Raw genomic sequence first — 12,788 nt, 5'->3', positions numbered from 1 at the left:
TCCACATAAATTACACAAATTTTCCAGTTTAATTTTCCCATTACCTCAAACCCCCAGCGTCTCAAAGCCCAAAAAAAGCAAAGCGGACGTGAGGGCCGCCACCGGTACGGTTACTATCCAGGAAAAAACGATTTTCCATATGACACTTAAATCTACTGCTGAAAGTCCGCCGGCCAGGCCCACCCCTATGATCGAGCCCACAAGGATATGCGTGGTCGAAATGGGAAGGGAAACGTAGCTGTGCAGGAGCACGACTGAAGCTGTCGCAAACTGGGCCGCAAAACCCCGGGAGGGGGTAAGTTCCGTAATTTTGGAGCCCACGGTCTCGATTACCCGGTAGCCCCAGGTGGCAAGGCCCAGGACCATCCCTAAACCCCCCAGCATAAAGAGCCGGATCGGGATCTCGCCCCCAATCAACCCGAGCTCCTCAAAGGCCACGGAAAGGGGACCGATGGCTCCTGCAACATCGTTTGAGCCGTGGGCAAAGGAGAGGTAGCAGGCGGTTATGACCTGGAGGCCCACAAAGTATTTTTCCGTATCTTCCTCGGTCCTGTGCAGGACCAGGGCCCGGATAAGGACAAAGAGGATAAAAGCCAGAACGGCCCCCATTACGGGAGAAATTAACCAGCTTGCAACAATTCGGCCCAGCACAGACCACTGGATCAGAGAATAGGGGATAACTCCCCTGTAGGCCAGGGCCAGGCCAAAGCCCAGCACGCCCCCGACGCTTGCGTGGCTTGTGGAGACTGGCAGGTTGTAAAAGGTCGCGAAGGTGACCCAGAACCCGGCGGCCAGGACTGCGGCCAGCATCCCGAAGGCTATCATGTGGAAGTCGGTGGCTCCGAAGTCTCCGAGCCGGTCTATGGGAACGATTCCTTTTGCTATGGTTTTAGTAACCCTGCTCCCGAAAAAGACGGCCCCCAGAAACTCAAAGCCGGCCGCAAGGACGATGACCTGCCTGATGCTAAGGGCCCCGGTCCCGACGACCGTGCCCATGGCGTTTGCCAGGTCGTTTGCGCCTATGTTCCAGGCCATGTACAGGCCCGCAAGGCCCAGGGCTGCCACAAGGTAGATTTCTGTCAGGTTTTCCTCTCCCTTCGGAAAATTTTGCAGTTTTAGCCGTTTCAGTCAAGCCGGTATTCTGTTACCTCTTTGCTCAGGAAATAGCCGAGCACCGTCCGAATAAGCACTACTATTCCGAGCAGGAGAAGTTCTTCCCGGGATGGGTCCAGAACCGTTTCCAGGATGTCCGCAGCGATATAAAATTCCAGCCCGAAGACGATCTTGTTCGTCAGTTCTTTTCTTATTTGCTGGTAATTATAGGGTTTTTTGAACAGCTCCAGGAGCAGGATCTCGGTGGTTGACCTGAGCCCTCCGTAGATGATAAGAGCCGAACCCACTATGCTGAAAAAGAACGAAAACGAGCCCAGAATCAGTCCTTCCAGATAGTAGAGCAAAACTTCCCCCCTGTGAGGCCTTCCCTTAAAAAGCCGGGCCTCCCATTTTCTATAATATTTTTCTTCCAAGATATTGTGGAATTGTTAAAATATAACTCCATATTTTATTTCAGGAATTGCTCTATACTCATACAGGTTGTGTTTTTGTTGGTAGAGATGTTTGGTGTGTGCACTCAAACCACGGAACACACGGAACACACGGAACACACGGAAAATATTTTAGTCTGCTTGAGCGAGTGAAACGAGTGAAACAGACCCGTGCTGTTGCACTTGCAGTGCAACTCCCAGTAAATCTACGATTTACTGCGATCCCGAAGCGGAACTCGGGCATGGAACACACGGAAAAAGAACGGCTGGAAGATGATATTTAAGGTTGTGCTGGCATTTTTTGTCCTCTTTCAAGAATCCAGAAATGTTTTTGAATCCGATTATATAAAGATCCAACTTACTCACCGGCCGAAGGCCGGTTTCCGTGTCCTTCCGTGTCTTCCGTGGTTGAAAGTCCTCTTGCTAGTGATTTTTGATCGAGAACTTCAAACAATAAAGCTGGATGAGTATAGTTCCATTTCCCTAAATAATCATTCTTGTTACAAAAATCCTTGATATTATATTTGAATCATTCCTATAATTAGAACATTGCGTTCCTGAACTCAAAAAAACGAAAAAAAATTGAGGGGGAGGGGCAGCCTTGAAAAAGAAAAAATATATTGCGGGCCTGGCTGCCCCCTTCCTCTGCCTGATAATTTATTTAAATTTCGGGATTTTAGCTTTAAGGGCCTGGACCTTCCCGTGCCTGGCTTCGTAGGCTTTAAGGGCCACCGGGGCCCCCAGGAGGAGTTTCTTGCTCCTGTTGTAGACGCTCGGATACTTTTCGGAGTCGAGCTTTTCCAGGAGGCTGGCCAGGATTTTCACGAGCGGCTCGTGGTACTTTTCTTCCATCCGGTCGATGTCCGCAAAGGCGTTGAGCATGTTCACGGTGCTGTATTCGTTTACAGCTGCCAGTTTCAGGAGAGCTTCTTCCATAAAGGCCCTGCCTTCTTCGGTCTGGAGGGCTTTTTTCCGGTTGCGGGCAAAGCTGCCATAAAGGGCTCTCTGGTCGTTGGCCTGTTCGATCCTGAAGGCTTTTGAGCTTTCGGCTCTCCGGACAAGTTCGACGACTTCGGGACTGCTGTTGCTTCCTGTGACTCCCAGGAAGGCTTCCCAGGTGACCAGGTTCTGCCGGGATTTGGCCTCGAAGGCTGCCAGGAGCTCCATTTTGTCCGGGGCGGAACTGTTCATGTAGGCCGCAAAGGCGGCGAGCCTGTCGCTTGCACAGGTGGCGGTTTCGAACTGCTGTATTATGAGGCCGTGGATCTCCGGGGTGTCAAGGGTTGCCAGGACTCCGAGACAGACGTTTTTGGCCTGCCGGTTCTTGATGGCCTTTGCCTCTTCTTCAAGGGTCCTGTCCCTTACGGTCGATTCTTCCTCGAAGTAGTGGTAGAGGGATGTTATGGAGTTTGTGTATTTTTCGGCAACAGCCCTCATAAGTCTCTGTTTTACGTCGTAGAGGCCCTGGTAGCGGTGGGCGAGTTTTTCGTCTTCCACGGATTCGAAGATGGCAAGGAACTGGCCTCCGGCCTTTTCGAGAAGTTCCCTATCGTTGAGCAGTTTGTAATAGAGTTCGACGAAGGTCAGGGAGGGTTTTACTTTCGGGTCTTTCAGGAGCCTGAGCTTTTCCCGGTCCGTGAGGGTGTAGAAGGCTGTGAACCTGCCTGTTATGTCGCTGTCTTTTTTGACCTGGAGGAGAAGTTCGGCTTCGCTTGCTTCGTAAACAAGTTTCCCGTAGAAAGCGTAGCCACGGTTGAGGGAGAGGAAGGCGGGCCGGTCCACGTTTTCAATTACAATTTTTGCCGCTTCTCCCGAGATCCTTTCAAGGACCTCGGCCAGGTCTTTGCCGTTTTCGTCAACAAGCGCTGCCCGGAACGGGAAATCCCAGGGCTTGCCGCCTTCCGGCACCTGCTGGCGGAGGTAGAGGGTAAATTTCCGGGCGTTTACATCGTATTCGGTTTTGACGTCCACGACAGGGAATTTTGTCTGTTTCAGCCAGATGTCGGCCATTTCCCGGAGGGGCTGTCCGCTTTCCTCTTCCATGGCCTGAATCCAGTCTTCGGTGCTGGCGTTTGAGTGCTTGAATTTTTTGAAGTAATTATCCAGGCCCCGGACGAAGGCTTCTTTCCCGATAAGGGCCTCGACCATGTGCACGTATTCGGGGGCTTTTACGTAGGTAACTGCGGTTATGAGGTCGTTCGGGTCGTTGAAGCCGTCCGGGATGATTGGCATGGAGGCTGCTCCTGAATCGAGGGCAAAAGTCCCGGAGCCGGGGGCCAGGAGGTCAAGCACCCGCTGGAGCCGGCAGTAATCTTTTCCGAAGAGGAAAGCGTGGTACTGCTCTTCGACGAGCACGGTCACGGCTTCGTTTAGCCAGATCTCGAAGGGGCTTTTCCCGGTTACTTCGGAGCCGTTCTGGTTGTGGTAGTATTCGTGTACCTTGACCTGAACCATGTATTCGAAGGCCGAGTCCGTGATCTGCGAGAAGGGCATTATGCGGTTAGTGGTAATTGTGGTGTTCCCGACGTTTTCCATCCCTCCGAAGTCCGAGTTCTGCATCCCGATTTCCCGGTAGACGGTCCCGGTGTATTTGTAGCCCGGAGAAAGGCCTGCGGCAAGTTCTGCAATTTCCCGCCTCAGTTCCTGGAGACGTTCGCTTGCGTTTTCTCTGTCCTCTCTGCCTTCCGGCCCGTTTCCGTTCCCGTTCCCGGCTCCATTCCCGGCTCCGTTTCCGTTTCCGTTTCCGTTTCCGGCCTCGGTCCTCTTCAACCTGTCCCGGTCCCGGATAAGCCCCCGGAGTTTCTGCCGGACGGCGAGTTTTTCCCCGTCGTACTGCTCGGGTCCGGTAAAGAGGTAGACCCACATGACCGCATCATTAAGGATATCAAGCGCCCGCCAGGCAGGCCCTTCCGGAGATTTCGGGGGAACAAGGAGTTCCAGCATGAAGGTATCGCCATCCGGATACTCAAATTCCTGCCTGAAAGTCTCGTAGGTCCCAACGCCCAGGAAAAAGAGATAGGTCGCCATGGGAGTCACGGTGTTTTCATAAACGATTTTGTCCCGCCCGTTCCCGAGGGATTCCCTCTCCCTGACAACGTCTCCGTTGGTGATCAGGTTGGTGTACCTCGCGTCCGCTATGATGGTAGTCCTGTAAGTGCACTTTGCACTCATATCATCAATACAGGGCACGATCCTCTGAAAGCCCCACTGCTGGCACTGCGTAATCTGCTGCGGAGGAGCTCCCGCAGGCGTCTCGTCATAGTACAGCCCCTCCAGGATATTCTTCGTGGGCCTGCACACCGTATCGGTAACGATTGCAAATTCAGTCCCCGGGGGCACAGGATTCCTAAAATTAACCTCCAGTATGGAATCGGCCTTCCGGTACCTGTAATTACACTCAAACTGAAAACAGCTTACGGCCCTGACTTCGAGATCCTTACAATTTAACTCAAAGTTCTCAACCGGCTCCGCGAGTGTCCGGGCCCTGAGTATGGACTTCACATTCGTCCGGTCATCATAAACATCAAAAACAAGGTCCATATGCAGGACCTCAACTGTCAATTCCCCGAAATCCTCAGGATAATACTTATAGAGTCTGGGTTTCATAAAATAGCCACCGATAGAAGTCATGAACGTCATTTATGGGATAGAAAAGGAAACAATAGGATTTAAAGGTGTAGTTTGGGGTAAAATGAAGTATATTTATTATTCAAATATTTTTATAGATATAAATGGGCAACAAAATAAATAATGTATAAGAGTTTATTATCATATTGATTAAAAATAACGCAGATTGATTATTTTTTAGCATGTTCCTATTCTCAGATGATGCCTATGGATAAAATAAACGATACTATTAAATTTATAATAGATGAAGTCCAACAATTTGGATTTGTTGGCGATGAAAAACCGTCGAAGAAAAATTATATTTTTCGAAATGACACAGGAAAAGATTCTCTAGAAAAAGGGAAAGCATATTTTGGATTCATATCTCCTGAAGAAGAAGTTTCTGGTGGATATCACGATTTATCTGTAGTTGTTTTTCCAGATAAAAGCGACGAAAGCTGGTTAATTGCTTTGTGTGTAGGAACTCTGGGATTTAAAAATGATTATGATTTAGCTAGCATGCCCGGTGCTAGAAGATTGTTCACTTATATAATTAGTAAAGAAGGATTCTGCAAAACATCCTTTTTAGACATAGATACAATATTACCAAAGGATTTTGAGTCCAAAATTACCCATCTCCACGGTACATTGAATCATTATTCAAAGTCTTTGCTTGCATGTGAAATCATTAATAATCCGTATCTATTCAGCTACCTCTGTTTCTAACTTATATTTCGTATAAACTCAACAATTACTTTTTTCATATAGATTAATATAAAAATCATCGGATTTTGGAATGAGGTTTATGAAATGTGAAGAGATTCTTACTCAATGCCGTTCAGACCCTGAATCCATTGTTTCATATATTGAGGATCTTGAGTCTCGGTATGAAGATCTTGGATCTCGGTATGAAGATCTTGGATCTCGACACGAAGAGCTTGAATCTCGGTATGAAGATCTTGGATCTCGACACGAAGAGCTTGAATCTCGATATGAAAATCTTGAATCCGAAAACACCGAACTTCGAGAAAGACTTAATGAGTTAGAATCTCGCCTAAAAAAGAATAACCAAAACCAAAAAAGAAATCGACTTCCCTCTACTAACAATTCTACTGATAAAATACCTCAATCAAAAGGTTCACAAAAAGGAAGTTTTAGACGTCCTGGCGGCCAAAAAGGGCATCCTGGTTCTACATTAAGGATGATTAAAAATCCTGATAAAACAATCATTTATAAGCTACATAAATGTGAACATTGTGGTTGTAACATTGAGAAGATTGAAGTTATAAATTACGAGAAGAGACAAGAATTTGAAATAATTGTAAGGCGTAAAGTGACCGAACATCGTGCTGAGATCAAAAAATGTCCTTATTGTAACCGCAAAAACAAAGCTGCTTTTCCGAAATCAATTACAAAACCTGTCCAATATGGCAATATGGTTTTAACAATTGCAATTTACCTCCGAAACTACCAATTGATTCCCTATGACCGAATCAAGAAATTATTTAAAGATGCCTTTGGATTTGATATAAGCGTTGGTACAATAATTAGGGCAGAAAATAAGTTATTTCACAAGTTGAAAGGTGCTACAAACCACATCAAGAAGCAACTGATAAAAGAAAATGTCATCCATGGTGATGAAACTGGAATCGACGTTGGTGGTCAAGGGGAATACTGCCATTTAATCTCTACAAAAAAATATACATACTATTTCCATAATAGGAGTCGAGGATCAAAAGCAATGAATAAAATGGGAGTGTTGCCTAAATATAGAGGAATTATAGTCCACGATTTCTGGAAACCCTATTTTAAATACAAATGTGAACATGCGGCATGTAATGTCCACATTCAAAGAGAACTTAAAGACATTTATAACATATTCAAGCAAGTGTGGGCTGAGGAGATGTCTGATCTCCTATATGAAATTAAAAAATGCGCAGACTTTGCCAGAAAACAGGGCATACAAATAGATGAAGATACGCTCAAGACCTTTAAAGAAAAGTATCAGTCAATACTAATGAAAGGATTTGAGGACAATCCTCCTCCTGAAATCTCGAAAGACAATGGGGTTAAAAGAGGAAGAAAAGCGCAGAGCGATGCAAAAAATCTCCTTGATAGACTTTCAAAGTATGAAAAAGAAATCTTGAGGTTTGCTACGGATCTAAGAGTTCCTTTCAGTAACAACCAAGCAGAAAGAGATCTCAGAATGATAACAGTTCAGCAAAAAATATCGGGAGATTTTAGGAAACCCCATGGAGCAGATGTTTTCTTTAGAATTAGGGGATACATATCTACACTAATAAAGAATAATATACCTACTATAAGTTCACTTCATGCGGCGATTGAAAATGTGCCACCCTTACCCTGAATAGATACAATAATCCTTTATCAGATGAGGGACATAAGACCATTTTGAAGTTTCTTGCAGCATACGCAAGGATGAGAAATATTGGAACTAAAAAACAAAAAGAGAGTATAAGAAGGGTACTTTCAGATGTTAAAAATCAGAAAGAAGTAGACGAGGCAGAGGAAGTATTAAACTTAGTGCAAAAAAGAAAATTTTTGATCCTTCAAGGAGCGCCAGGAACTGGAAAAACCAGATTAGCAAGAATTGTTGCTAGGAATCTTAAATCAGAAACTTTCTTTACTCAGTTCCATGCAGAAACCAGTTACAGTGATTTTATTTATGGGATAAAACCTGATCTCAATGCTGGACAGGTAGCTTATGTGGAACAAGAAGGCATATTTTACAAGTCTTTGAAAAAAGCAGAAGAAAACCCTGAAAAAAATGTTGTGCTAATTCTTGATGAAATTAACAGAGCAAACTTATCCAATATTCTGGGGCCTATTTTTTATCTATTTGAATATCAGCTAGAAGAAGACACTGTAAAGATTGATATTGGCGGCGGCTACGAAATAAGCAAAATCCCTTCCAATTATTACGTTATTGGCACGATGAACACCGCCGATAGAAGTCTTGCAGTAGTTGATTTTGCTCTTCGAAGGCGTTTTGCCTGGTACAAATTGAAGCCTCAGCTTATCAAAGCAGCTATTGGTTTGAATTTTTTCAAAACAGACTTCTTAGCATTTGATGATATTTTCACTTGGTATGCAAGTAGTGAAGAGTTGAATTTGCAACCTGGACAAGCCTATTTCATAGCCACAGATGAAGCTGAGATGAAAGATCGAGTAAAATACGAATTAATGCCCTTAATAAAAGAATACTTGGACGAAGGTTTTTTAACAAGTGCAAGGAACGAGTTCTCTAAATATTTCTATGACAGACTGGGCGAGGTTTTGTTTGAATGAGATCATCAGAAAATGTCTTTTTTGAGATGCCTTGTTTAACTGAAAAATCAAAATTGATCCAAGGAGAAGCTCTTGCAAAAAAATTAAAAGTTAAAGATAAAAGGTATCTCTCAGATTCCCTTCTAAAATTTGTTGTGTACAATAAAGATTTATTAGAATTTCTGAAAGCAACTCCAAAAATTGAAGGTAGCGGCAAAGATGCTTTCATGAGTTTTAAATCTGAAAACTTTATTGGAGCGATTCCATTAAGATCCCCAATTACGGGAAAACAAATAGGGGATTTTGTCGTTAGACCCCGTTACACTTCTACAAATGACCAATTTTCAGAGTATGTTGAAATCGTGAATCTCCTTGAATCTGAAATACTTCCTGAATTCAAACATTCAATTCCACTTTTATCACATAGAAATATCAGACCACCTCTCTATTTGGAGGCAATAAAGTTCATAAAATTGTTCGAAACAGCGGTAAAAACAAATTGGAATAAATTTCAGAATATTGAGAAAATACACCCTTATCCAAACTCTGAAGTGAACTGGAAAAGCTACGTTGAAAAAGAGTTCGATCCTGCGAAGAGGTTACTTTTTCCCTGCCGTAATAATACTCTAAGCAAATTTCACCGAAAAATTTTCGAGTTGAAATACGTCTACAACATTGCGAAAAAGGAAATTTACTCATTTAAAACTCCTAAACAGATCAAATATCAATTTCAGGACACTTTAACTTATTTGGACAATGCTTTGTATGAATTTCCTGAAAAATTCACAAAAGAGCTTCAGATTCATAATTCAGATCCCATTATCATTAAGAAATTGACAACTCAGGGTAACAAAATTTTAATCGGTAATTTTGAAGAAATCACTGCCTGGAGAATCGATTTATCCCTTCTATTTGAAAGATATGTACAATTCATATTCAAGCAAATATCCTTAGAGATTGGAGCAAAGCAACTGAATAATTATAAAATAAGGCAATTTTCCCGTTTCAACCCCCCTTGGGCCCTTAATTATCTGGAACCAGACCTAATCCTGGTAAAAAACAGCTTGGACATTATAGTGGATGCAAAATACAAATCTCATTTGTTCAACCTGAAAAGTAGCACAGAAGGATTAAAAGAGGAACATAGAAGAGATTTGCATCAATTACTTGCCTATACTGCTTTCAGCAAAAACAAGAATAAAGTTGGGATTCTATGTTATCCTTCTAATAAACAAATTCTTTTGGAGTTGGATTATGTATTTCCACACTCTAATGTTGAAAGTAAGGTCGTTCTTTTAGGAATTCCCTTGAAAAAATCGGAACTTTTTGAATTGAGGCAGTTAATCATCAATTTCATCTCGAAGCTTGAAAAAGAGCGTTCAGTTCAGGTTATGTGAAATGTTTGATTATGAAAATTCTTTAAATTTCACGTAAAAAAACAATAAATTTAAATCAGAATATATCAAAAAAAAGGGTAAGTTATCATTTTCAACTTTAAAGATGCAACCTTGGAGGAATTTTTATGGCTAAATTTTTAACGACGAGTGGGATTTCATATCACATAGAGGAAATTATTGTAGGAGCCAAGTCGGAAATTTTCCTCGTATCACCATATCTAAAACTTTCAACAAATCTGTATGAAAGATTAAAAGATGCAGATATGAAGAATATAAAAATTAATTTAATCTATGGTAAAGATGATCTTCATAAAGATCAGCGGAAACTACTTTCAGAGTTGAATAATTTAAATATATATTTCAAAAAGAATTTGCATGCTAAATGTTACTTTAATGAAGATATGATGGTAATTTCATCTATGAATATGTATGAATTCTCTGAAAAAAATAATAGGGAAATGGGAGTTCTCATAATAAAGAATGAAGATGAAGAACTCTTCAAGGAAGGCTATGATGAAACATCATCGATCATATCTTCTTCAGAAGTAACGCAATATTCAGAAAGTGAATTAGTTACTTCACAGGAACACATAGAAAACGTTGTAAAAGAGAATGGGAATGATGAAACATCATCGATCATATCTTCTTCAGAAGTAACACAATATTCAGAAAGTAAATTAGTTACTTCACAGGAACACATAGAAAACGTTGTAAAAGAAAATGGGAATAATGAAGAATCAGTAAACATAGACATGGACCTTTTTGAAAAACTTAGACAACTTAGATATAATATTTCTGTGGAAAAAGGTGTTCGTGCATACGTTGTGTTCGAGAATAGAAGTCTTGAACAGATGGCAATTGAGGTTCCAAAGAACACCGATGATTTTCTTAAGATAGTAGGTGTTGGAAAACACAAACTTAAAGAATATGGTTCAGTCTTTTTACAGGAAATAAATGCCTATTGTGAAGAGAAATATTCCATACAAAGCAATGGAAAAAATAATGATGGTTTTTGCATTCGTTGTGGAACTAAAATTAATTATGACCCTGACAGATCATTTTGTAAAAGTTGTTATAGTACATGGGCTTGCTTCAAAAACCCTGATTATTCAGAAAAATTCTGTCACAAATGTGGAAAGCACACTGATTCTTCAAAAAATAAACCACTTTGTTATTCATGTTTTAAAACCTTAACTCCGCCTCGCTTAGGGTATAAAACAATTCAATGATTCGTTCTTATGATGTCGTTCTCTATCAGAATTATGCATTTTCGCTTTTTCTGTTACGTTCAATTTCATCAGATATTTTTTTTATATTCAGTTTTATCTAGTGTCGCGTCAACGGCAAAATGTCGTATAAAACCAATTACGTTTATTCAGAATCGTTCAATCTTCGAGGATTGACGCGACACTAGTCTTATGATGTCGAAAATGTAGAATGAAACAAATCGGGGATTGTAGACAAAACTTATCCCCTATTGTGGCAGAGTTAAGGTTAAAAATTGTATCACGTCAACCGTCAGGTATTGAATGATTACAAACAATTGTAATCTATTTAATATGACATTATTTGGTTGACATACATTAGTTAAATGTGGAATGTTCCCACGCTTGAGAACAAAGGCCAATCCGCAAAACAGAAAAACCGAGATATCTTCAAAAAAATACCGGTATCCCCAATCTCGCCTTACATTCCCCGAGATTGGGTTTGCTTTCTAAAAACAGTATAAAAACCAGGCCCCGTTTTTCTACCCGCTTTTCTATCCAGATCCGAGGCCCAGCTTAAATTTCTTCTCTTCAATACTTTTTCTCTTTGTTTTCTGGTTTCCTCATTTTACAAGTTTTACATTCGTTATTATTCTCTTTTATATTTATATAGCAGTCCTCGCACAGGACTTGGTCGTTTTCCTGCATACTTTCGTCTTCGGGGATTACAGCCCCGCAAATTTGACATGTTACAGATTTTTTGTCATTTTCAGTCATATTTCTGTTATTCCCCTTTCTTTTTATTGTTAAAACTGATTACATTTATTTATATTAATTTGGATTTATAGAGTTTTTAAAATTCACTCTTATAAGTGCTGTGAAAATTGACACAGTTTCCATTTTTTTAAACGTGCCCATAATTTCATAACATCTTTCAAAAAGTTATTAAATGCGTAGGGGTATCTTCTTGAGGGGGTAATAAAATTGAACAAATATTTATCGACAATATTGATATCGATTTTTGTTTTGGGATTCGTTTTATCAAGCTCTATTGTAGGAGCAGAAGAAAATACAACGGCAAATGAAACCAGCCCGCAGGCTGAGACCACAAAATCCATAGCAGAAACTGAAACTGCATCTACCACTGAAAGTGAACCCGTAGAAGAAATTCCATTAGGGGAACAAAAATTCAGGGTAGGCCCGACTGTAGTCCTGCGCCCGGTCAACGATGTAATAACCAAAGATGGAGATGGACTTGTCGAACTTTATATGGATAACCCGTCCCTGAACGACGTGACGCTGAATGTGGACGCAAGGATCAGTGTACCTTCCGGACTTCATGTCTACGGGCAGGGTTTCGGACAGGCGGGTGCGGCAGGCACTGTTTATGGAACTTTCACAGTGCCGCCTGGAAGTGCCAGGACAATCTCCCTAAACATCAAAGGAGATAAGACCGGAACCTTTACCGTGCACTTCAGCGGCCTCTACTGGCCCGGAGACAACAAGGATAACTACAACCCTATATCTCTCACCCATCCCTTTACAGTAGAGGAGCCTTCCAAAGACCCTGAAAAACCTCCCAAAGACCTTGACAAATCTTCAGAAGATTCAGGGGTAGATGCCAAAGCAGGAGGATCATTCAGTGCACCCGGATTCGGGGTATTGATTTCAGTTCTTGGATTGTTGGCTGTATTCATTGCCAAAAGAAAGTAAATTAGTTTAAAAACCGATAAGTAAGTGCGATTTTA

10 protein-coding genes are annotated in these 12,788 nt (G+C 41.8%); 6 read left to right on the top strand and 4 right to left on the bottom strand.

Annotation, left to right across the window (positions count from 1 at the left end; genetic code table 11):
- Nucleotides 1-45 precede the first annotated feature (45 nt).
- The 3 genes from ACZ5QV_RS01855 to ACZ5QV_RS01845 all read right to left on the bottom strand — a co-directional run bounded on the left by ACZ5QV_RS01855 (nt 46) and on the right by ACZ5QV_RS01845 (nt 5,150).
- Complete coding sequence (locus ACZ5QV_RS01855; protein ID WP_464600968.1) at nt 46-1,065, bottom strand: inorganic phosphate transporter; 1,020 nt, start codon at nt 1,063-1,065, stop codon at nt 46-48.
- A gap of 59 nt (nt 1,066-1,124) precedes the next feature.
- Nucleotides 1,125-1,457 (bottom strand): DUF1622 domain-containing protein, encoded by a 333-nt coding sequence (locus ACZ5QV_RS01850; protein WP_464600967.1) that lies wholly within the window; start codon nt 1,455-1,457, stop codon nt 1,125-1,127.
- Between the two features lie 744 nt (nt 1,458-2,201).
- Nucleotides 2,202-5,150, bottom strand: coding sequence for a DUF3458 domain-containing protein (locus ACZ5QV_RS01845; RefSeq protein WP_464600966.1), 2,949 nt, complete (start codon nt 5,148-5,150; stop codon nt 2,202-2,204).
- A 228-nt stretch (nt 5,151-5,378) separates the two neighbouring features.
- Here ACZ5QV_RS01845 and ACZ5QV_RS01840 point away from each other — a divergent pair, with 228 nt between their 5' ends.
- From ACZ5QV_RS01840 to ACZ5QV_RS01820, 5 genes are all read left to right on the top strand, one after another.
- The gene (locus ACZ5QV_RS01840; RefSeq protein ID WP_464600965.1) at nt 5,379-5,876 is read left to right on the top strand and encodes a hypothetical protein; all 498 of its coding nucleotides are present in this window, start codon (nt 5,379-5,381) and stop codon (nt 5,874-5,876) included.
- Between the two features lie 79 nt (nt 5,877-5,955).
- On the top strand, nt 5,956-7,518 hold the full coding sequence (tnpC, locus tag ACZ5QV_RS01835; protein WP_464599444.1) for an IS66 family transposase: 1,563 nt from the start codon (nt 5,956-5,958) through the stop codon (nt 7,516-7,518).
- A gap of 44 nt (nt 7,519-7,562) precedes the next feature.
- Complete coding sequence (locus tag ACZ5QV_RS01830) at nt 7,563-8,459, top strand: McrB family protein (protein WP_464600964.1); 897 nt, start codon at nt 7,563-7,565, stop codon at nt 8,457-8,459.
- Entirely contained in the window at nt 8,456-9,835 is a 1,380-nt protein-coding gene (locus ACZ5QV_RS01825) for a hypothetical protein (protein WP_464600963.1), read from the top strand. Before ACZ5QV_RS01830 ends, ACZ5QV_RS01825 begins: the two co-directional genes overlap by 4 nt.
- A gap of 125 nt (nt 9,836-9,960) precedes the next feature.
- Entirely contained in the window at nt 9,961-11,064 is a 1,104-nt protein-coding gene (locus ACZ5QV_RS01820; RefSeq protein WP_464600962.1) for an HRDC domain-containing protein, read from the top strand.
- Nucleotides 11,065-11,631: 567 nt separating this feature from the next.
- On the opposite strand, the gene ACZ5QV_RS01815 is transcribed toward ACZ5QV_RS01820, so the two are convergent.
- Nucleotides 11,632-11,817, bottom strand: a complete 186-nt coding sequence (locus ACZ5QV_RS01815; RefSeq protein ID WP_464600961.1) for a hypothetical protein — start codon at nt 11,815-11,817, stop codon at nt 11,632-11,634.
- Nucleotides 11,818-12,066: 249 nt separating this feature from the next.
- On the opposite strand from ACZ5QV_RS01815, the gene ACZ5QV_RS01810 reads away from it, so the two are divergent.
- Complete coding sequence (locus tag ACZ5QV_RS01810; protein WP_464600960.1) at nt 12,067-12,753, top strand: PGF-CTERM sorting domain-containing protein; 687 nt, start codon at nt 12,067-12,069, stop codon at nt 12,751-12,753.
- The last annotated feature ends 35 nt before the right edge of the window (nt 12,754-12,788 follow it).

The sequence above is a fragment of the Methanosarcina baltica genome, assembly GCF_055394095.1.
Note: the sequence above shows the minus strand (reverse complement) of the source record. Positions and strands in the feature narration are given on the sequence as shown.

Bases quoted from the DNA above. Each gene is read 5' to 3' on its own strand.
- ACZ5QV_RS01845 (WP_464600966.1), bottom strand. From the start codon at position 5,150: ATGAAACCCAGACTCTATAAGTATTATCCTGAGGATTTCGGGGAATTG.
- ACZ5QV_RS01840 (WP_464600965.1), top strand. From the start codon at position 5,379: ATGGATAAAATAAACGATACTATTAAATTTATAATAGATGAAGTCCAA.
- tnpC (WP_464599444.1), top strand. From the start codon at position 5,956: ATGAAATGTGAAGAGATTCTTACTCAATGCCGTTCAGACCCTGAATCC.
- ACZ5QV_RS01825 (WP_464600963.1), top strand. From the start codon at position 8,456: ATGAGATCATCAGAAAATGTCTTTTTTGAGATGCCTTGTTTAACTGAA.
- ACZ5QV_RS01820 (WP_464600962.1), top strand. From the start codon at position 9,961: ATGGCTAAATTTTTAACGACGAGTGGGATTTCATATCACATAGAGGAA.
- ACZ5QV_RS01815 (WP_464600961.1), bottom strand. From the start codon at position 11,817: ATGACTGAAAATGACAAAAAATCTGTAACATGTCAAATTTGCGGGGCT.